The sequence below is a fragment of the Falsiroseomonas sp. RANM36 genome, from assembly GCF_056682175.1.
On the sequence record NZ_JBWXTD010000004.1, the window covers coordinates 8,842 to 27,468 of the forward strand.

Annotated in this window: 19 protein-coding genes; 13 read left to right on the forward strand and 6 right to left on the reverse strand. The window is 73.2% G+C overall.

All coding sequences use genetic code 11. The features are described 5' to 3' along the window. The 4 genes from AC1MIR_RS13790 to AC1MIR_RS13805 form a co-directional block, all read left to right on the forward strand. The coding region (locus AC1MIR_RS13790) for a Y-family DNA polymerase (protein ID WP_480028769.1) at positions 1 to 1,546 on the forward strand (1,546 nt) is incomplete at its 5' end. 16 nt (positions 1,547 to 1,562) lie between these two features. Further along, a complete protein-coding gene (locus tag AC1MIR_RS13795; protein WP_480028770.1) occupies positions 1,563 to 4,784 on the forward strand; it encodes an error-prone DNA polymerase in 3,222 nt (1,073 codons plus the stop codon). A gap of 70 nt (positions 4,785 to 4,854) precedes the next feature. After that, positions 4,855 to 5,325 (forward strand): hypothetical protein, encoded by a 471-nt coding sequence (locus AC1MIR_RS13800; RefSeq protein WP_480028771.1) that lies wholly within the window; start codon positions 4,855 to 4,857, stop codon positions 5,323 to 5,325. A gap of 31 nt (positions 5,326 to 5,356) precedes the next feature. Then, complete coding sequence (locus AC1MIR_RS13805) at positions 5,357 to 6,499, forward strand: MFS transporter (protein ID WP_480028772.1); 1,143 nt, start codon at positions 5,357 to 5,359, stop codon at positions 6,497 to 6,499. A 103-nt stretch (positions 6,500 to 6,602) separates the two neighbouring features. Here AC1MIR_RS13805 and AC1MIR_RS13810 read toward each other — a convergent pair whose 3' ends face one another. From AC1MIR_RS13810 to AC1MIR_RS13820, 3 genes are read right to left on the reverse strand one after another with little or no spacing between them, the layout of a single operon-like run. Continuing rightward, positions 6,603 to 7,181, reverse strand: a complete 579-nt coding sequence (locus tag AC1MIR_RS13810; protein WP_480028773.1) for a peptidoglycan L,D-endopeptidase MepK — start codon at positions 7,179 to 7,181, stop codon at positions 6,603 to 6,605. Next, positions 7,181 to 8,713 (reverse strand): L,D-transpeptidase family protein, encoded by a 1,533-nt coding sequence (locus AC1MIR_RS13815; RefSeq protein ID WP_480028774.1) that lies wholly within the window; start codon positions 8,711 to 8,713, stop codon positions 7,181 to 7,183. The genes AC1MIR_RS13810 and AC1MIR_RS13815 overlap by 1 nt, the downstream gene beginning before the upstream one ends. 48 nt (positions 8,714 to 8,761) lie before the next feature. After that, entirely contained in the window at positions 8,762 to 9,514 is a 753-nt protein-coding gene (locus AC1MIR_RS13820; RefSeq protein WP_480028775.1) for an SDR family oxidoreductase, read from the reverse strand. Between the two features lie 62 nt (positions 9,515 to 9,576). Between AC1MIR_RS13820 and AC1MIR_RS13825 the strand changes: the two genes are divergently transcribed. From AC1MIR_RS13825 to AC1MIR_RS13835, 3 genes are read left to right on the forward strand one after another with little or no spacing between them, the layout of a single operon-like run. Beyond that, entirely contained in the window at positions 9,577 to 10,476 is a 900-nt protein-coding gene (locus tag AC1MIR_RS13825) for an isocitrate lyase/PEP mutase family protein (RefSeq protein WP_480028776.1), read from the forward strand. Beyond that, positions 10,476 to 11,201 (forward strand): haloacid dehalogenase type II, encoded by a 726-nt coding sequence (locus AC1MIR_RS13830; protein WP_480028777.1) that lies wholly within the window; start codon positions 10,476 to 10,478, stop codon positions 11,199 to 11,201. Before AC1MIR_RS13825 ends, AC1MIR_RS13830 begins: the two co-directional genes overlap by 1 nt. 31 nt (positions 11,202 to 11,232) lie before the next feature. After that, a complete protein-coding gene (locus AC1MIR_RS13835) occupies positions 11,233 to 12,336 on the forward strand; it encodes a class I SAM-dependent methyltransferase (protein ID WP_480028778.1) in 1,104 nt (367 codons plus the stop codon). On the opposite strand, the gene AC1MIR_RS13840 is transcribed toward AC1MIR_RS13835, so the two are convergent. After that, complete coding sequence (locus AC1MIR_RS13840; RefSeq protein ID WP_480028779.1) at positions 12,333 to 12,755, reverse strand: tetratricopeptide repeat protein; 423 nt, start codon at positions 12,753 to 12,755, stop codon at positions 12,333 to 12,335. The two genes, AC1MIR_RS13835 and AC1MIR_RS13840, sit on opposite strands and share 4 nt — an antisense overlap. Beyond that, positions 12,752 to 13,426, reverse strand: coding sequence for an aspartate/glutamate racemase family protein (locus AC1MIR_RS13845; protein ID WP_480028780.1), 675 nt, complete (start codon positions 13,424 to 13,426; stop codon positions 12,752 to 12,754). The genes AC1MIR_RS13840 and AC1MIR_RS13845 overlap by 4 nt, the downstream gene beginning before the upstream one ends. A gap of 93 nt (positions 13,427 to 13,519) precedes the next feature. On the opposite strand from AC1MIR_RS13845, the gene AC1MIR_RS13850 reads away from it, so the two are divergent. From AC1MIR_RS13850 to AC1MIR_RS13870, 5 genes are all read left to right on the forward strand, one after another. Beyond that, a complete protein-coding gene (locus tag AC1MIR_RS13850) occupies positions 13,520 to 14,284 on the forward strand; it encodes a maleate cis-trans isomerase family protein (RefSeq protein ID WP_480028781.1) in 765 nt (254 codons plus the stop codon). Between the two features lie 157 nt (positions 14,285 to 14,441). Then, positions 14,442 to 14,870 (forward strand): DUF983 domain-containing protein, encoded by a 429-nt coding sequence (locus tag AC1MIR_RS13855; protein ID WP_480028782.1) that lies wholly within the window; start codon positions 14,442 to 14,444, stop codon positions 14,868 to 14,870. Between the two features lie 9 nt (positions 14,871 to 14,879). Next, positions 14,880 to 15,347, forward strand: a complete 468-nt coding sequence (locus AC1MIR_RS13860) for a UPF0262 family protein (protein WP_480028783.1) — start codon at positions 14,880 to 14,882, stop codon at positions 15,345 to 15,347. Positions 15,348 to 15,399: 52 nt separating this feature from the next. After that, positions 15,400 to 16,497 carry an S-methyl-5-thioribose-1-phosphate isomerase gene (mtnA, locus tag AC1MIR_RS13865; RefSeq protein WP_480028784.1) on the forward strand — a complete coding sequence of 366 codons (1,098 nt, stop codon included), beginning with the start codon at positions 15,400 to 15,402 and terminating at the stop codon, positions 16,495 to 16,497. A gap of 56 nt (positions 16,498 to 16,553) precedes the next feature. Then, positions 16,554 to 17,234 carry a hypothetical protein gene (locus AC1MIR_RS13870; protein WP_480028785.1) on the forward strand — a complete coding sequence of 227 codons (681 nt, stop codon included), beginning with the start codon at positions 16,554 to 16,556 and terminating at the stop codon, positions 17,232 to 17,234. Positions 17,235 to 17,267: 33 nt separating this feature from the next. Here the strand turns inward: AC1MIR_RS13870 and AC1MIR_RS13875 are convergent, their stop codons facing one another. Next, positions 17,268 to 17,465, reverse strand: coding sequence for a hypothetical protein (locus AC1MIR_RS13875; protein ID WP_480028786.1), 198 nt, complete (start codon positions 17,463 to 17,465; stop codon positions 17,268 to 17,270). Between the two features lie 194 nt (positions 17,466 to 17,659). Here AC1MIR_RS13875 and AC1MIR_RS13880 point away from each other — a divergent pair, with 194 nt between their 5' ends. Then, complete coding sequence (locus AC1MIR_RS13880; RefSeq protein ID WP_480028787.1) at positions 17,660 to 18,508, forward strand: transporter substrate-binding domain-containing protein; 849 nt, start codon at positions 17,660 to 17,662, stop codon at positions 18,506 to 18,508. Positions 18,509 to 18,627 lie beyond the last annotated feature (119 nt).

Consider the following 18,627-nt stretch of genomic DNA (forward strand, 5'->3'; position numbering starts at 1 on the left):
GGGGGGGGGGGGGCGGGGGGGGGGGGCGGGGGCCCCCCCCCCCCCCCCCCAAACCACCCTCGCAACACGCCGTCATCTCGCCCTCGCCCTGCCGCGGCTGGCCGTGGAGCGGCTGGGGCCGGGCGGGCCGGTGCTGATCTGGCGTGGCGTGGGTGGGCGCCGGGAGGTGGTGGCGGTCGGCGGTGTCGAGGGGGTGCGTGTCGGGCAGGCGCTGTCGGACGCGCAGGCGATCGCGCCGGAGGCGCAGGCGGTGGAGGAGGATGCGGCTGCGGAGGCCGCGCTGCTGCAGCGCCTGGCGCTCTGGGCGCTGCGCTTCACGCCCCTCGTCTCTCCCTACCCCGCATGCGGGGTAGGGTCGGGGTGGGGGCCGAGCCTCCCTGCCCTCCTCCTCGACATCACCGGCGCCACCCATCTTTTCGGCGGGGAGGACGCGCTGCTGCGTCGCGCGGTGGAAGGCCTGGCGCGGCTTGGCTTCACCGCCTGCGGCGTGATCGCCGGCGCCCCCGGCACGGCGCTCGCTTTGGCGCGATCGGGCGGTGCCGGGATCGTCCCGCCGGGCGAGGAGGCCGCGGCGGTCGAGGACCTGCCCTTGTCGGTCCTGCCCATCGCGCCGGAGGTCGTGACAACTCTCTTCCGCATGGGGTTGCGCCGCATCGGCGAGGTGCGGCGCCAGCCGCGCGGCCCCCTCGCCCGCCGCTTCGGCGCGGCGACGCTGCGCGCGCTGGAGGAAGCGGCCGGCGAGGTCTCGGCCCCGATCTCCCCCATCCGCCCGCCGCCCGACTTTTCCGCGGCCCGCGAGTTCCTGGAACCGCTGATCACGCGGGAGGCCATCGACATCGCCGTCGCAGCGCTGCTGCGCGCGCTGTGCCGCAGGCTGGAGGAAGCCGGGCGCGGCGCGCGGCGCGTGGTGCTGCGGGCGCACCGGGTGGATGGGGCGGTGCAGGAGGTCGCGGTCGGCACCGGCCTCGCCGCGCGCGATCCCGCGCATCTCGGCCGCCTGTTCGAGCAGAAGCTGGAGAGGCTGGAACCCGGCTTCGGCTTCGATCGCATCGCCCTCGGCGCCGAGGCGACGGAGGCGATGACCGGCTTGCAGGGCGGCTTCGTGCGCGGCGCGCAAGAGACGGAGGACCTCGCCCGCCTGTTCGACCGCCTGGCCCAGCGCGTGCAGGTCTGGCGCCTGGCGCCGGCGGAAAGCCACTGGCCGGAGCGCGAAGTGGTGCGCGTGCCTCCCACCGCGGACGTGCTGGTGCCGCAGGGCTGGCCACGGTCGGTGCGGCCCGTGCGGCTGCTGCGCCGGCCGCTCGAGGTCGGCGCGATGGCGCTGCTGCCGGATGCGCCACCTTCCCTACTGCGCATCGGCAAGGTCGGCCACCGGGTCCGCGCGGCGGAGGGGCCGGAGCGGATCGAGCCCGAATGGTGGCGCACCCGGCCGGACCGGCCGGGGCGGGACTATTATCGCGTGGAACTGGCTTCCGGCGTGCGGCTCTGGGTCTGTCGCTCGGGCTTCGGGGCGGAGGCGCGGTGGTTCGTGCAGGGGCGGCTGTGAGGCCGGTCGTGCCCCCATGACGGACGAACCCTTCGCCGAACTCGGCGCCCTCTCGAACTTCACCTTCCTCGAAGGCGCCTCCCACCCGCGCGAACTCGCGGTCGCCGCCAAGGCGCTCGGCATGCCCGCCTTCGGCATCGCCGACCGCAATTCCGTCGCCGGGCTGGTGCGCGGGATGGTCGCGGCGGAGCAGGTGGGAATCCACTTCGTCGCGGGCATCCGCCTCTGCCTGGACGACGGCGCCGAATATCTCGCCTGGCCGGCGGATCGCACCGCCTGGGGAAGGCTCTGCCGCATGCTCTCGGCGGCGCGGATGGAAGGCGAGAAGGGCGACACGCGCCTCACCCGCGCGATGCTGCTCGACCACGCCGAAGGCAGCGTGATGGCGCGCATCCCGCCCGCGCAGGTCACGCCGGATTTCGCCCGAAGCCTGCGCGCCGATGCACGCGCATTGAACGGACGAACCGCGCTGCCGCTGTTCTGCACGGTGGATCATCGCTGTCGCGGCGACGACCAGGCGCGGCTGGATGCGCTGGCGGTCATCGGCCTGCCGCTGATCGCCGCCGGCGGCGTGCGCTACCACGTGCCGTCGCGCCGGCGCGTGGCGGATGTGCTCACCGCCATCCGCCTCGGCCGCACGGTGGAGACGCTGGGCTATGCGGCCGAAGCGAATGCGGAAGCGCATCTGCTGGCGCCCGCGGAGGTCGCGCGCCGCCTGGCGCGCTTCCCGGAGGCGATCGTCGCGACGGCACGCGTGCGACGGACCTGCCGCTTCTCGCTGCGCGACCTGTCCTATGAATACCCCGAGGAAATTCTCGATCCCGGCCGCACCGCGCAGGAGACGCTGCAGGCGCGCGTGGCGGAGGCGTGCCGCGCGAAATGGCCGGAAGGCGTTCCGGAGAAGGTGCAGCGGCAGATCCGGCACGAGCTCTCGCTGATCGCGCAGATGGACTACGCGCCCTATTTCCTGACGGTGCACGAGATCGTGCGCTTCGCGCAGTCGCAGAAGATCCTGTGCCAGGGGCGCGGCTCGGCGGCGAATTCGGCGGTGTGCTACGTGCTCGGCATCACCGCCGTCGCGCCGGACAAGCACGACATGCTGTTCGAGCGCTTCATCTCCGCCGCCCGCGACGAGCCGCCCGACATCGACGTGGATTTCGAGCATGAGCGGCGGGAGGAGGTGATCCAGCACATCTACCGCAGCTACGGCCGCGAGCGCGCGGCAATCACGGCCACGCTGATCCGCTACCGCGAGCGCAGCGCGATCCGCGAGGTCGGCAAGGCGATGGGCCTGACGGAGGATGTGACCGCGCGCATCGCGAAATCCGTCTGGGGTGCCGGCGAGAAATCGCTGGAGGATCTCGCGGCCGACAACGGCCTGCGCCCCGACGCCGACCCGCGCATCCGTCACGCGATGGAGATCGCCGAGGAAATCCAGGATTTCCCGCGCCATCTCGCGACGCATGTCGGCGGCTTCGTCATCACCAAGGGACCGCTGACGGAGCATACCGTGGTGGTGAAGGCGGCGATGGAGGACCGCACCACCATCGAATGGGACAAGGACGACATCGAGGCGCTGCGCATCCTGAAGGTGGATGTCCTGGGGCTCGGCATGCTCACCTGCATCCGTCGCGCCTTCCACCTGATCGAGGGCCTCACCGGCGAGCGGCTCACGCTGCAAAGCGTGCCGCAGGACGATCCTGAGACGTACAAGATGCTGCGACGGGGCGATTCCATCGGCGTCTTCCAGGTGGAAAGCCGCGCGCAGATGAACATGCTGCCGCGGTTGCGCCCGAAGGAATTCTACGACCTGGTGATCGAGGTCGCGATCGTGCGCCCCGGGCCGATCCAGGGCGACATGGTGCATCCCTATCTCCGCCGCCGGAACGGCGAGGAGCCGGTGGAGATCCCGCACGGCCTTGAGGGTGTCCTGAAAAAAACGCTCGGCGTGCCGCTGTTCCAGGAGCAGGCGATGAAGATCGCGATCGTCGGCGCCGGCTTCTCGCCCTCCCGCGCCGACGAGTTGCGCCGCGCCATGGCCACCTTCCGCAACACCGGCGAGATCTGGAAATTCAGGGAAGAGTTCCTGGCGGGCATGGCGGCGAATGGCTACGACGCGGACTTCGCCGAACGCTGCTTCCGCCAGCTCGAAGGCTTCGGCACCTATGGCTTCCCGGAAAGCCACGCCGCGAGTTTTGCCTCGCTGGTCTACGTCTCCGCCTGGATCAAGCGGCATCACCCGGCGGCCTTCGCCGCCGCGCTGCTGAACAGCCAGCCCATGGGTTTCTACGCGCCGGCGCAGATCGTGCGCGACGCGAAGGAGCATGGCGTGGAGGTGCGCGCGGCGGATGTGACGGTTTCCGATTGGGATTGCGCGTTGGAGGTGGGGGAAGACGGAACCCCCGCCCTCCGCCTCGGCCTCCGCCTCATCGCCGGCCTGAAGAAGGAGGACGCCGAGGCGATCACCGCAGCCCGCGCCGCCGCGCCGTTCCGCGACGTCGCCGACCTCGCGCGCCGCGCGCGGCTCGATCACGGCGCGATGGATGCGCTGGCGCGCGCCGATGCGCTGCGCAGCCTGACGCAGGGCCGCCGCCATGCGCTGTGGGAGGCCGCGGGCGTGGAGGCCGCGCTGCCGCTCTCCGAGGCGCACGATGCGGAACAGCCCACCCTCCCCGCCGAGACCGCCGGCGAGCAGACCGTGCTGGACTACGCCGCCACCGGCCTGTCGCTGCGGCGCCATCCGCTGGCGCTGCTGCGCCCGGTGCTGCGCGAGCGCGGCGCGGTGGATACGCGCGCGCTGAACGCGGCGCGGCAGGGGCGCTGGCTGCGCCTCGCCGGCCTCGTGCTGGTGCGCCAGCGACCGGGCAGCGCCAAGGGCGTGGTGTTCTTCACCGTCGAGGACGAGTTCGGCACCGGCAACCTGGTGCTCTACCCCGACATCGTGCAGCGGGACCGCGCCGCGGTGATCGGCGCGCGCCTGGTGCTGGCCGAGGGCCGCGTCGAGCGGATGGAGCAGGCCGAGGTGCCGATCATCCACTTGGTCGTGCGCAAGCTGCACGACTGGTCCGGCCTGCTCGACGGGCTGCACCGGCTGGAGGATCCGGCCGCGACCTGGGGCCGCGTGCTGGCCAATGCCGACGAGGTCCGCAGCCCCAACCTGCACGACCCCCGCGATCCCGCGGTGCGGGCCGCGAAGCGGGGCAGCGAGGCGATGCCGCCCTCCCGCGACTTCCGGTGAGATCCCTATTTGAGACTCAGTCGCAATTGCATTAATCTCCCGATCCGACGCACAGGGAGACCTCCGTTCCATGGCGACACGCGGCCTGCCCGCCTGGCCCTACACCACGACCGACCCCGAGGACCTGCCGCCGGCGGAGCGGCTGCTGCTGGATGCCGCGCGCGCCTGGGCGGCCGCCTGCAACCACGGCATCGCCACCATCCCGGCCATGCGCCGCCTCCTCGCCACCGAGTCCGCCGAAGGCGCGGCGCCGGCGCTGGACGGGCTGCTGCGCAGCCTCGCGGGCGCGCGTCCCCTCACCCTCGGCTGCCCGCTCTGCCCGCGCCTGGTCGGTGCGGAGCCGCCGCTGCTGCTGTTTGCCGCCCTCGCCCAGCGCGGGCCGCGGCGGGAAGCCTTCGCCTGCCTGCTGAACCGCATGCCTGGCCGGCCCGGCTATGACGCGATGGCGGCCGCGATCCATCTCGGCGCGGCCTTCCGCCAGGCGGGCCTGCTCTTCGCCGATCCCTGGAGGCTGGGCAGCCCCGCGCGCCGCGAATGCTGACAGCGGCCGCCGCGGCGGCATATCGGGGCGCATGGACCGTCGCATCTGGCTGCTCGCCGGCGCGCAATTCGCCTCGGCGACCGGCGCCTATGCCTTCACCGGGATGCTCGCGCCGCTGGCCGCCGATCTCGGCGTGTCGCTGGCCACAGCGGGGCAACTCGCGGCGGCCTATGCCGTCACCTATGCGCTGGCCGGGGCGCCCGCCGCGGCGCTGACGGCGCGGGTGGACCGGCGCCTGCTGCTCGTGATCGGGCTGGTGCTGGTCGGGCTGCTGAATCTGGCCACCGCCTTCGCGCCGGACTTCACCAGCGCCCTGCTGCTGCGCGTCGCCGCCGGCGCGGCGGTGACGCTGGTGCTGCCGGGCGTCGCGGCCTCCATGATCGCCCCGCCGCAGCAGCGGGCGAAGGCGATGGCGCTGGTGCTGTCGGGCCTGACCGTCGCCTTCTCCTTCGGCATCCCGCTCGGCACCGCGATCGGCGGGTGGTTCGGGTGGCGCGCCTGCTTCGTCTTCGGCGGCGCCATCGCGCTGGCTGCCGCCGTTGCCGTGCAGCTCGGCCTGCCGCCCCTGCCCTCCACGGACCGCGGCGGCCGGGGATCGGTGCGGCGCGTGATGCGGCAGGAGATCCTGCTGGTGCTGGGCACCAGCCTGCTCTCCTTCGCGGGGCTGTTCTGCATCGCCGCCTATCTCGGCCCGATCGTCACCGCGACCACGGGCATCAGCGGCGCGGGGATCGGCGCGATCCAGGCCTTCGTCGGCATCGGCAGCATCGCCGGCATCGTGATCGGCGGCCGCGCCGCGGCGACCGGCGGGCCGGTGGTGCCGACGGCGCTGATGCTGCTGCTGGCCTCGGCGCTGCTGGGCTATTCCGCGCTGCTCGGCTTCGAGCCGGCCTTCTGGCACGCGATCCCGCTCGCCGCCTGCGTGTTCGCCGGCTCCACCGCGCTCTTCGCGCTGGCGCCGATCAACCAGACGCGGCTGATCGGCCTCGCGCCGGAGGATCGCGCCGTCGCCCTGGCGCTGAGCGGCGCGGTGGCGCTCGGCGGCCAGGGCGTGGGCGCGGCCTATGGCGGGGCGGTGATCGCCGCGGCGGGGCTGGCCTGGACGGGGGTTGCGGGCGCGATGCTGGCGGCGGTCGGGGCCTTGCTGGCCTGGCGGGCGTTCAGCAGGGGGTAGTGCCGCGGGCGAGCGGCACGCGCCATCTACACGCCCCCCTCACCCAACCCTCTCCCCCCTTGAGGGGCGAGAGGGCTTCAAGCGGACCGGCTACGAACAAGAATTACCAGCGCCGCACCGGCCCGCAATCGAGGTGGAAGAAGCCGTCGCGGCGATAGAGGCCGACGCCGCCGAGCTCCAGGTCGGCGGCGCGGCGCGCCACCTGCAGGCTTTGCCGGCCCGGCAGGCGGCAATCCGCGGCCATGCCGGACATGTGCAGCGACACGGTGGAGACGCGCCGGCTCCGTCCGGCATTGCGCGCATTGGTCTCCGGCGTGCGGTAGCCGCTGATCACCTCGAAGGCCTCGTCGCTGTTCACCGCCTGCGCCACTGCCGCCATCACGTCGAACAGCCGCGGGTCCATCGGCGTGGTCTCGGCGGCCGAGAGGTCGCGGAACACGAAGTCCAGCCGGCGCAGCGCCTCGCGGTCGTAATGGCCGTCGCGCCAATAGACGCCCTCGAAGCTGTCATTGGTGAAGTTGCGCCGCACGCGCAGCGACCGCGTGGAGGCCTGGGCCAGGGCCGGTGGCACGGCCATCGTGGCGGCGAGCCCGACCGCGGCGGCGAGGAAGCCGCGCCGCGGCAGCACCTGCTCCGCGCCGCAGCAGGGGCAGAGCGCGCCATGCGCGAAGAGACCGGCCATCAGAGCCGCGCCACCTGGGCGCGCGGCGCCGCATCCAGCGCCCGCGCATAGGCCGCGTCGAGCCCATAGACATCGGGCCGGATGCGCACGCGGCCGTCCTCCACCATCACCGTCCGGTAGCGCAGCAGCACCGGCAGGCTGTTGCGCAGCGTGACGACGCTGGTCGCCCGGCTCGCAATGGCGCGCTCGCCGCGCGCCACGTCCCAGCCCGGCGTGCCCTGCAGCACGACGGAGAGGAACTCCATCGGCCGCTCCAGCCGGATGCAGCCGGAGGAGAAGGCGCGGTCGGGGCGGCGGAACAGGTGCCGGTCCGGCGTGTCGTGCATGAAGATGTCGTCGCCATTCGGCATGATGAACTTGATGCGGCCGAGCGCATTGGCGTCGCCGGCATCCTGGCGGACGAAATAGGGGAAGTTGTTCCGGTTCATCTGGGACCAGTCCACCTCGCGGGGGTCCACCTCGACCCGCTCGCCGCCGATCACCTGGAACAGGCGGAAGCCGCGCTCCATCATCGCCTGCGGGTCGCGGCGGAAGCGCGGCAGCAGGTCCTCCCGCGCGTTGCGCTCCGGCACGCCCCAGGGCGGGTTGAACTGCACCGCCGTCATGCGCACGCGCAGCATCGGCGTCTGCCGGGCGCGGCTGCCGACGATCACCGCCATGCCGAGGATCTCGCGCCCGTCCTCGAGCACGGAGAGGTGGTAGTCCGGCACGTTCACCTCGATGCGGCGCTCCGCCGGCATCGGCGCGGCGGCGCGGCGCATGTCGAGCGCGACGCGGAGCTGGTCCACCCGCGCCTCCGGCGGCTGGTTGAGCAGGCCGAGCGAGATGCGCCCGACGCGGCCATCCACCTCCAGACCGTTGGCCGCCTGCCAGCGGCGCACCGCTTCCTCGAGCGCCGCGTCATAGACGGCGCCGCCATCGGGCGCGGCGGCCAGCACCGGGTCCTCCGCCGCGAGCCGCGCGCGCAGCGCCGGCACGCGCACCGGGTCCACCGTCCCGGGCTCGATCGTGGCGAGTCCCGGCACCTGCTCCCAGCCGCGACGGGCGATTGCCTGCGCCTCGGCGAGGGCCGCCTTGAGCACCGCCGCCTCCGGCGGGCGCAGGGCGGCGCGGGAGATCACGGCGGCGGGCTCTGCGGCGGCGGCCATCTCCGCCTGCCAGGTCTCCACCCCCGCGCCGGCGGCGTCGCGCAGCAGGTCGGGGCGGCCGCGCAGGTCGCGCACCCGCCCGGTCAGCAGGTCCTGCAGCGCCAGCGTGGCCGAGCGATGCAGCGCGGATTGCCAGCCGGCCGGGTCGAAACCGGCCATGGCCGGGTCGGGGATCGCGTAGTGCCGGGGGTCGAGCCCGTCCTCCTCCAGCGCCCGCAGCCGCTCGGCCAGGCGCAGCTGGGCGGCGCGGTCGGCGGCGAGGGTGGCGGCCGCGGCGGGCCGGGTTGCGAGGGGGCCGGCGACGAGGCCGAGCGCGGCGGCGAACAGGGGACGACGGGCCGTTTCCATCAGGCCGAGATACAATCGGCCGGGACGGCTTGCCAAGTTGAACCGGTCTTCCGGTCGGAACGCGGGACGTTCCTGGACAAGTGGTTAACGGCCGCCGGAGACGTCCAGCACCGCGCCGGTGATGTAGGAGGCGGCGTCGGAGAGCAGCCACAGCACCGCCTCCGCCACCTCTTCCGGCGTGCCGAGGCGCTGCATCGGCACGGTGGGCACGATGCGGGCCACCCGCTCCGGCACGCCGGCCGAGGCGTGGATGGCCGTGTCGATCATGCCCGGCGCGACGGCGTTCACGCGGATCCCCTCGCCCACCAGCTCCTTCGCGAGCCCCCGCACCATTGGGTCCACTGCGCCCTTGGAGGCCGCGTAGTGGACGAATTCGAAGGGCGAGCCGAAGGCGGGCGCGCGGGAGCCGACGATGACGATGCCGCCCCCCGTGCCGCCGCGCGAGGTCGCCATGCGCCGTGCCGCCTGGCGACAGGCGGAGGCGAGGCCGAGCACGTTCACCTCGAAGACGCGGCGCCAGGTGGCGTCGGTCGAGTCGAGGAAGGAGGAGGCCGGGCCGGTGGTGCCGGCATTGCCGACGAAGGCGTCGAGCCGGCCGAAGCGGGCGTCGCAGGCGGCGAAGGCGGCGGTCGTGGCATGCGGGTCGGCGGCGTCGGCCTGGACGAGTTCCACCGCGGCGCCGGCCGCGCTGCAGGCCTCTGCCGTGCGTTCCGCGGCGGCGCGGTCGCTGCCCCATGTCAGCACCAGGTCATGGCCGCGCTCCGCAGCCAAACGCGCGACGGCGGCGCCGATCCCCTTCCCCGCCCCGGTCACCATCAGCACGCGTCGTCCGGTCATCGCCTTGCCCTCCGCGTGGCAACATGCTCCCTGCGCGCCCAAGGAGAAACCAGGAGCACGCCATGGCCGACCCCGCCCTCCGCAAGGCCCTCGACGCCGACGAATTCATCCTCGCGCCGGGCGTCTTCGACATGATTTCTGCCCGCGTCGCGGACGGCATGGGCTTCCGGGCCCTCTACGCGACCGGCTTCGGCGTCACGGCCTCGCATCTCGGCGTCGCGGATGCCGGGATCGCGACCTACACCGACATGGTGGGCCGGATGGGCACCATCGCGCGCGGCTGCCGCACGCCGCTGATCGCGGATGCCGACACCGGCTATGGCGGCCTGCTCAACGTGCGCCACACCGTCGCGGGCTATGAGGCGGCGGGCGTCACGGCGATCCAGCTCGAAGACCAGGAGATGCCGAAGAAGTGCGGCCACACGCCGGGCCGCCGCGTCATCCCGGCCGAGGAGATGGCGCTGAAGATCCGCGTCGCGGTGGAAACGCGGAAGTCGCCCGACTTCCTCGTCATCGCCCGCACCGACGCCCGCACCTCGCTGGGGCTCGAGGAGGCGATCCGGCGCGGGAAGATCTACGCCGAGGCCGGCGCCGATGTGATCTTCGTCGAAAGCCCGGAAACCGAGGCCGAGATGGCCGAGGTCGGCAGGCAGATCAAGAAGCCGCTCTTCGCCAACATGGTCGAAGGCGGCCGCACGCCGATCCTGCCGGCCGAGACGCTGCACAAATACGGCTACCGCATCGCGATCTACCCGGCCGTCGGCTTCCTGACCGTGGCGGCGGCGCTGGAGCGCGCCTATGCGCAACTCAAGAAGGACGGGCATTCCAACAACCTGCCGGCCGATGCCTCCTACGGCTTCGGGCGGATGTGCGAGCTGATGGGCTTCCCGGAGGTCTGGGAATTCGACCGGAAATGGGCGGAGATCGCGGGCAACCTGCCGCCACGTAAGGCGGCCGAGTGATGGCACTGGATCAGGTTCGGGCGCTGCTGTTCGACACCTTCGGCACGGTGGTGGACTGGCGCAACGGCATTGCGCGGGATGCCGCGCCGTTCCTCGCGAGGCATGGCATCGAGGCGGATGCGCTTGGCTTTGCCGATGCGTGGCGCAAGCGCTACCGGCCGGCGATGAAGGAGGTGATCGAGGGGCGCCGCGCCTTCACCCGGCTCGACGTGCTGCACCGGGAAAACCTGGAGGGCGTGCTGCGCGACCTCGGCGCCGATCCGGCGCGCATCCCGGACGCGGAACTGGACCACCTGAACAAGGCCTGGCACCGCCTGGACCCGTGGCCGGATTCGATCCCCGGCCTCACGCGCCTCAAGAAAAAATACATCATCGCGCCGCTGTCGAACGGCAACATCGCGCTGCTGCTGAACATGGCCAAGCGCGCCGGCCTGCCCTGGGATGCGATCCTCGGCGCGGAGGTCGCGCGGGCCTACAAGCGCGATCCGAAGGCCTATCTCAACACGGCCGAGATCCTCGGCCTGCCGCCCGAAGCCTGCATGCTGGTCGCCGCGCACAATGACGACCTGGCCGCGGCGCGCGGCGTCGGCTTCGCCACCGGCTTCGTGCTGCGCGCGGCCGAGCATGGGCCGGCGCAGAGCACCAACCTGACGGCAGAGCAGGACTGGGACGTGGTGGCGGGGAATCTCATGGAGCTGGCGGACAGGCTCGGCTGCCCGGCTTGATCCGCCGCACCGGCGACGCGAGACTCCGGCGATGTCCTTCCCGCATGACGACCGGCCCTGGGCCGAGGCCGCCGCCTTCCTTCGCGCGCGGCTGATGCCGGCGCATCGGCTGGTGGCGCCCGATCCCTTCCGCTTCGCCATCCCGCGCACCATGCGCTTCGCGCAGCTCCGCGCCGAGCGACCGCGCGCCTTCGACTGGGTTGTGGTGCACAAGGGCGAGCTGGACCGCGTGCCGACGCGCTTCCTCTCGGCGCTGCCGGAGGATGCGGTGCCAGTCTTCGGCAATGAGGTCTTCGTCATCTTCGCAACCTCCCCGCCGGCCGATCTGCCGGACCTCGGCGAGAGCGACCATGTGCGCGCGCTGCGCGCAGCACTCGGCCCGCTGGTGCCAGGCAGCGGCCAGGGCCGCGCCGCGGCCGCGGGCCCGGCCGCCGGCGCGCTCGCCCGACCCTGGCGCGGCGGGGGGCCAGCGCCGGGATCGGCGCGCGAGCGCGCCTATCGGGAGGAGCTCGAAAGGCTCGTCGCCGATCACCTCGGCACGGCCGAGGGGCTTTCCGTGCTCGACATCGGCTGTGGCGCGGGCCGGCTCGCCGATCTGCTGACGGGCGCGGCCTCTCTGGTCGGGGTGGACATCGCCGAGGATGCGCTGGCGCGGGCGCGGGCGCGGCATGGCGCCCGCCCGGGCCGCGACTTCGTGCGGATGGATGCGGCGCGGCTCGGCTTCACGGAAGCGAGCTTCGACGTGGCGGTGATGCTCGACAGCGCCGATGCGCTGCCGGACCTGCCCGCGGCGCTGGCCGAGGCGGCGCGGGTGCTTGCCCGCGGCGGGCGGCTGATGCTGACGGTCGCGAACAAGGACAGCCTGCCGCTGCGCGCGCTGCGCCGGCTGGGCCAGCCGGTGCCGGCCGGCGGCGTCTCGGTGCAGGAGCTGACGGGGATGCTGCGGGCAGTCGGGCTCACGCCGCTGCGGCTGGATGGCGTGATGCTGTCCCTGGGCTGGGCGATGCCGGGCGCCTCCAGCGCCTTCGCGCCGCTGGAAGAGGACCCGGAATTCATCGAGGCCGCCCGCGCCCTCGGCCGCCGCTGCGGGCCGGACCACGCGCTGGCGATCGCGGCGCTGGCCCGGAAAAACTAACGCGCCGCGCGGGCGAGGTCGCGCGCGAGGGTCTCGCGTTCCGGGCAGGCGCCGCAGCTTGCAGCGAGGCGCGCGAGATTCGCCTCCGCCTCGGCGCGGCGGCCAAGTTCCAAAAACATCGCGCCCTGATAGGCGAGCGCGCCGGGGTGGTTGGGATTGGCGGCGAGGGCCTGGGCGTAGGCGGCCATCGCCGCCTCCGGCCGGCCGGCGCGGCGCTCGGCGAAGGCGATGTAGACCAGGATGTCGGGATCGCCCGGCAGCCGGGCCAGCGCGTCGCGCAGCAGGTCGAGGCCGAGATCGTAGCGGCCGCCCTCGATCGCCTGCCGCCCGGCGGCGACGCCGGGGTCTCCATCCGGCTCCGGCAGCACCGCCAGGGCCGGGCCGGCCAGCAGCAGCAGCGCCGCCGTGAGGCGCTTCACTCGGCCGCCGCGGCGAGCGCGGGCCTCGCGGCCAGCACCGCCTGCAGCGCCAGCGCCGCCGCGGCCTGGCAGGGCTCGATCACCGGCACGCCGCAGGCGGCCTCGACCGCGGCGCGATGGCCGGCCATGCCGGCGCAGCCGAGCACCACCGCCTCGGCGCCCTGGGCGACCAGCCGGCCCGCGACCTCGCAGAGTGCCGCGCGCGGCGCGACGGGGTCGGTCAGCACCTCCATCGGGAGGTTCATCGGAATGTGGCCGGCGACCCGCGCCTCCAGGCCCATGGCGGCGAGGGCGCGGCGCTGGCGCTGGATGGAGGGGTCGGCGAAGGCGATGATGCCGAAGCGGTCGGCGCGCGCGATCGCGGCGGCGATGGCGCTGCGCAGCGGGCCGAAGACCGGCGCGCGGGTGACGGTGCGCACCGCGTCCACGCCGGGGTCGGAGACGCATGCGATCACATAGGCTGCGGCCTTCTCGCGCTCCGCCAGGCGGCAGAGCGGCTCGGCGACGGAAAACCAGTCGCGCCAGGTGATCACGGCCGGCGGGCCGTCATCCAGCTGCGTGACCTCGAAGCGCGGCAGGCCGGGGGCGGCGAAGCCGGCGAGCGCGGCCTCGATCCCCTGGGTGCAGCTGCGGCTGGAATTCGGGTTCACCACGAGGATGCGCTCGGGCATGGGCGGGTCCTTCGGCGGGTAGGCGCCGAGGATAGAGCAGCGCCGCCGCTGCCGGAACTGGCCGGGCACGGCACGGGCTGGCAGGCTGCGCCGATGGACGCCCCGCCGCTCAACCCCCGCGCCACCCTCGCCCAGCGCCTGCTGATGGGCGTGGTGGTGCCCGCGACCAATGTCACGACCGAGGCCGAGATGGCCGATCTCCGCCCGCGCGGCGTGGTGAACGCGACGGCGCGGATCGCCAATCCGGACCGCGCCGTGGCGTCCGATGCCGATGCGGCGGTGGTGCGGGCGGCGATGGTGGCCGGGTTGATGGATGCGCTGGACACGCTGGCGCCGGCGCAGCCCGATCATGTCGCGATCGGCGTGATGGTCGAGAACTTCGCCGGCGGCGGCGCCGCGGGCGATGCGCTGCTGGCCGAAGCCGCGGCGCGGGTCGGCTGCCCCGTGACCGCGCCGACCCATGCGACGCTGGCGGCGCTGGCGGCGCTTGGAATCACCCGCATCGCGCTGCTGACGCCCTTCTTCCCCAAGGGCGACGCCGCGGCCGTGGCCTTCCTGGAGGAGGCGGGGATCACGGTGCCGCGGGTGCTCGGCCTGCGCGCGCCGGGGCCGGCGGCGATCGCGCGCATCACGGAGGCGCGGCTGCGGGAGGCGGTGCGGGAGCTCGACGGGGCGGATGTGCAGGCGGTGGTGCAGGTGGGCACCAACCTGCCCTTCGCCGCGGTGGCGCTGGCGGCGGAGGCGGAGCTCGGCAAGCCGGTGCTGGCGACCAACCCGGTCACCTACTGGCACGCGCTACGCCGCGCCGGCGTGACGGACCAGAGGCCGGCGGCGGGGCTGCTGTTCGCGCGGGGCTGACGCCGCGGCCCGGACGCCAAGCTTGATCGGCGGCACCACCCAACGCATGATGCACCGCACAACGGCAAAGCCCCTTCGGTGGCGGGGGCCTGGCGGAGTTCCCCGTCGGGCGATCCCGGCACCGGCCCGCGAGGCGGAACGCCGGAAGGAACGCCACATGCGCTGGGAGCCCGACCGCTCGGCACCCGCCCTGCCCTATTCGCCGCCCGACAGCTTCTGGACCGCTGTGTGGCGCGGCGCGCGCAACCGCTGCCCCGTCTGCGGGGAGGGCAAGGTCTTCGACGGCTATCTGAAGGTCGTGCCCGCCTGCTCGCATTGCGGCGCGCCGCTCGGGCGTCTGCGGGCCGACGATGCGCCGCCCTATTTCACCATCTTCATCGCCGGCCACCTGCTGGTGCCGCCGGTGCTGTGGATCGAGAAGGCCTATCAGCCGGCGATGTGGGTCCACATGGCGGTCTGGCTGCCGCTGTTCACCATCGCCTGCATCCTGCTGCTGCGGCCGGTGAAGGGCGCGACCATGGGCTGGATGATGCGGCTGGGCTTCACCGGCGACGAGCATGGTGGCGTCCCGCCCGGGGGGCGCTAGCCTTCGCCCATGCCTGAACGGGACCTTGTCCGAATTGTCCTGCCGGACGCGCAGCCCCTGCCGAGCCCCTATGCCGAGGCCGACCGTCGCCAGGCGGTCGAGGATCTGCTGGCGGGCAACGTGTTCCGGCCGAAGGGGCTCGCCGGCCCCTTCGAGCTGCAGATCATGGTGCGCGATGGCCGGCTGATCCTCGACATCCGCGACGCGGAGGACCGGCCGCTGCATGCGCTGGTGCTGGCGCTCGGGCCGTTCCGCCGGCTGATCAAGGACTATCACCTCGTGGTGGAAAGCCACGAGAAGGCCGTGGCCGAGGGCGGGTCGGAAGCCCGGATCCAGGCGATCGACATGGGCCGGCGCGGCCTGCACAACGAGGGCGCGACAGTGCTGAAGGAGCGCCTCGCCGGACGGGTCGAGCTGGATTTCGAGACGGCGCGGCGCCTGTTCACCCTGGTCTGCGCGCTGCATCAGCGGATCTAGCCGGCGCTGGCGCCGGTTGCTTTCGGGGCCGGCGCATCGCATCTCTGCGCGCATGAAGATCGACGGCATCCATTACCGCAGCGTCTGGGTGGACAAGGACGATGGCTGGTCCGTCCGCATCTTCGACCAGACGAAGCTGCCCTGGGCCGTCGAGATCCTGCGCCTGACCGAGGTGGACCAGGCCGCCCATGCGATCCGCACCATGCAGACGCGCGGCGCGCCGCTGATCGGCGCCGTCGCGGCCTATGGCGTGGCGCTGGCGATGCGCGCCGATGCCTCGACCGCGCATCTCGACGGCGTGGTGGAGATGCTGGGGAAGACCCGGCCGACCGCGATCAACCTGCGCTGGGCGCTGGAGCGCATGCGGGCCGCCCTGCACAACCTCTCGCCGGCCGACCGCGTGGCCGCCGCCTATGCCGAGGCGGCGGCGATCTGCGAGGACGATGTCGAGACCTGCCGCAGGATCGGCGAGCACGGCCTGCCCCTGCTGCGGGAGATCGCGGTGCGCAAGGGCCCGGGCCAGCGCGTGAACATCCTCACCCATTGCAATGCCGGCTGGCTCGCCACGGTGGATTACGGCACCGCGCTCAGCCCGATCTTCCAGGCGCATGATGCGGGTCTCGCGGTGCATGTCTGGGTGGACGAGACCCGGCCGCGCAACCAGGGCGCGGCGCTGACCGCCTTCGAGCTGGTCAGGCACGGCGTGCCGCATGCGGTCGTCACCGACAATGCCGGCGGGCACCTGATGCAGCATGGCGAGGTGGACATCTGCATCGTCGGCGCCGACCGCGTCTCCCGCACCGGCGATGTCGCCAACAAGATCGGCACCTACCTCAAGGCGCTGGCGGCGAAGGACAACGGCATTCCCTTCTGGGTGGCGCTGCCGCATTCCACCCTCGACATGCGGGTGCGCGACGGCATCGCCGAGATCCCGATCGAGGAGCGCGCCGAAGCCGAGGTGACCGACCTGACGGGCCGCACCGCCGATGGCCGGATCGAGACGATCCGCGTGGCGGCGGAGGGCAGCCCGGCCGCGAACCCGGCCTTCGACGTGACGCCGGCGCGGCTGGTCACCGGCCTGATCACCGAGCGCGGCCGGACCGAGGCCAGCGAGGCAGCCCTGCTCGCCCTCTACCCCGAGAAGGCATGACGCCTCGCGCACAGCACGGCCGGGCGGCATAATCGCGGCGGATCGCGGAGAGGCGGATGTCGGCGGCGCTGGGGACTCTGGAGGGGCTGGCCGCGGTGGTGCGCCAGACGAGCGGGCTGATCACCGGGCTGGTGGACGGCCTGGCGCATGCCGCCCGCACGGGCACGGCCGGCTACGACGCGCTGAAGGCGCGGCAGCTGCGCTCCCGCCTGCTGGACCTGCATGCCGAGGTGACGCGCTTCCAGATGCTGATGAACAGTTCCGTCCGGCGCAGCCTGGCGGACTATCTGCGCGAATGGGCCGAGACGGCACGGCTGCATTCGCGCTCCGACCTGCTGGACCCGGCCGCCCGCGCGGCGGCGCTGGACCGCGCCTTCGCCGTCAATCGCAGCCGCGGCCTGCCGGTTCCGACCCAGGCCGACCACGATGCGCGGCTCGATGCCGCCTGGACGCGGCTGCGCAACGCGATGACCGAGGCGGGCGGCGCTGCCGCGGCCATCCTCAAGGACATGCAGGCCGAGCGCAGCGACGCGATCCTGGATGCCAGCTGGAGTGCGCTGATGCGCGGCTTCCACGCCAGGATCGGCATCTATGAGGAGATCTCCGCCCTGCCGGCGCCGGTGACCAAGGCGGAGATCGGGCGCCTGACCGATGTCACCGAGGCCTATGAGGCGCTGATCGCCACCCTCGAAGCCGCCGCCGGACGCCTCACCGCGCTCGTGAGGGAGGCGGGCTGAGCGCCGCGGCCGCGCCGGCGGGTTCGCGCGGGCTCAGGCGGAGAGCTTGCCGCGCCCCGGCTCCAGCAGCCACAGCCCGCAGACCAGGGCCAGCCCGCCCAGCCCTGCCAGCACGGCCGCCGCGAAGGGCGGCACGAAGCCGGGCAGCGTCGCCTCCCCCAGCACCAGCAGCACGGTGAGGAGCACGGAGAGCAGGCCGGCGACGACAAGTCCGAGGGCGATACGCGGCATTCCGGGAAGTTCCATGAAACAGGCGTCCTGCGATGGGATGCCTTGTAGCTGTGCAGCGGGGCGGGCAAGCGACGCGGAAAAGGCCGGATTGTGGCGCGACGACTGTGAATTCTATGTAATTTCCATCCTGGGCGCGTGGCGCGGCCGGCATCGGGATGGAATGGTGCCCCCGCTTCGAAGACAGGGAGACAACGATGCCGCGCAGCTTCACCGCAGCGATTCTTTCTCTGGCCCTGGCCGGTCCGGCGTTGGCCCAGGGCACGCCCAGCAGCCAGCCGCCGCTGCGCTGCGCCGTGGACGGCACCTTCGCCCCGCATGCCTTCCCGACCCTGCAGGGCGGCGTGCAGGGCTTCAACGTGGACCTTTTCCGCGAGGCGGCGAAGCGCATGGGCCGCGAGTTGACCATCGACAGCGCCAGCTTCTCCGGCCTGATCCCGGCGATGAATGCCGGGCGCTACGACTTCCTCTGCGCGCCGACCACGGCGACGCCGCAGCGCGCGGAGAACATGCTGTTCACCGAGGGCTACCTGTTCACCGCCTTCCAGTTCGGCATCCGTCGCGGCTCCGCGCCCATCACCAGCCTCGACGACCTGCGCGGCAAGGCGATCAGCGTGAACAAGGGCAGCGCCTATGACGCCTGGGCGCAGCAGAACGCCGCGCGCTACGGCTTCACGGTGCAGACCTACGACACCCAGCCGGATGCGGTGCAGGCGGTGGTGAGCGGCCGCGCCTATGCCAATCTCGGCGGCAACACGGTGGTGCGCTACGCCGCGACCCGCACGCCGCAATTCGTGCCCGACTTCGTGATCCGGGAGACGCGGGCGCATTGGTCGGCGCCTCTGCCGATGGGCGCGACGGCGCTGCGCGTGCAACTGGAGAACGCGCTGGAGTGCATGAAGAAGGACGGCACCATCGCGCGCCTCTCCCAGCAATGGTTCGGCGTGGCGCCGGCGGCCGACGATGCCGAGAACACCGTCTTCCCCGGCACCGGCGTCCCCGGCCTTCCCGGCTACGACCCCACCCCGCGCGAGCCGCGGTGCTGAGACGAAGGTATGGTGCAGGCGGCCCGCCGCACTTCAGGCGGGCCGAGCGGGCCGAAGGGCCCCCCGCCCCCGCCCCCCCCGGTGGGGCGCCCGCCCCGAGCCCGCGCGCAGCCCAGCCC

Coding starts and splice junctions, on each gene's coding strand:
- AC1MIR_RS13795 (WP_480028770.1), top strand. CDS start 1,563: ATGACGGACGAACCCTTCGCCGAACTCGGCGCCCTCTCGAACTTCACC.
- AC1MIR_RS13800 (WP_480028771.1), top strand. CDS start 4,855: ATGGCGACACGCGGCCTGCCCGCCTGGCCCTACACCACGACCGACCCC.
- AC1MIR_RS13805 (WP_480028772.1), top strand. CDS start 5,357: ATGGACCGTCGCATCTGGCTGCTCGCCGGCGCGCAATTCGCCTCGGCG.
- AC1MIR_RS13810 (WP_480028773.1), bottom strand. CDS start 7,181: ATGGCCGGTCTCTTCGCGCATGGCGCGCTCTGCCCCTGCTGCGGCGCG.
- AC1MIR_RS13820 (WP_480028775.1), bottom strand. CDS start 9,514: ATGACCGGACGACGCGTGCTGATGGTGACCGGGGCGGGGAAGGGGATC.
- AC1MIR_RS13825 (WP_480028776.1), top strand. CDS start 9,577: ATGGCCGACCCCGCCCTCCGCAAGGCCCTCGACGCCGACGAATTCATC.
- AC1MIR_RS13830 (WP_480028777.1), top strand. CDS start 10,476: ATGGCACTGGATCAGGTTCGGGCGCTGCTGTTCGACACCTTCGGCACG.
- AC1MIR_RS13835 (WP_480028778.1), top strand. CDS start 11,233: ATGTCCTTCCCGCATGACGACCGGCCCTGGGCCGAGGCCGCCGCCTTC.
- AC1MIR_RS13845 (WP_480028780.1), bottom strand. CDS start 13,426: ATGCCCGAGCGCATCCTCGTGGTGAACCCGAATTCCAGCCGCAGCTGC.
- AC1MIR_RS13850 (WP_480028781.1), top strand. CDS start 13,520: ATGGACGCCCCGCCGCTCAACCCCCGCGCCACCCTCGCCCAGCGCCTG.
- AC1MIR_RS13855 (WP_480028782.1), top strand. CDS start 14,442: ATGCGCTGGGAGCCCGACCGCTCGGCACCCGCCCTGCCCTATTCGCCG.
- AC1MIR_RS13860 (WP_480028783.1), top strand. CDS start 14,880: ATGCCTGAACGGGACCTTGTCCGAATTGTCCTGCCGGACGCGCAGCCC.
- mtnA (WP_480028784.1), top strand. CDS start 15,400: ATGAAGATCGACGGCATCCATTACCGCAGCGTCTGGGTGGACAAGGAC.
- AC1MIR_RS13870 (WP_480028785.1), top strand. CDS start 16,554: ATGTCGGCGGCGCTGGGGACTCTGGAGGGGCTGGCCGCGGTGGTGCGC.
- AC1MIR_RS13875 (WP_480028786.1), bottom strand. CDS start 17,465: ATGCCGCGTATCGCCCTCGGACTTGTCGTCGCCGGCCTGCTCTCCGTG.
- AC1MIR_RS13880 (WP_480028787.1), top strand. CDS start 17,660: ATGCCGCGCAGCTTCACCGCAGCGATTCTTTCTCTGGCCCTGGCCGGT.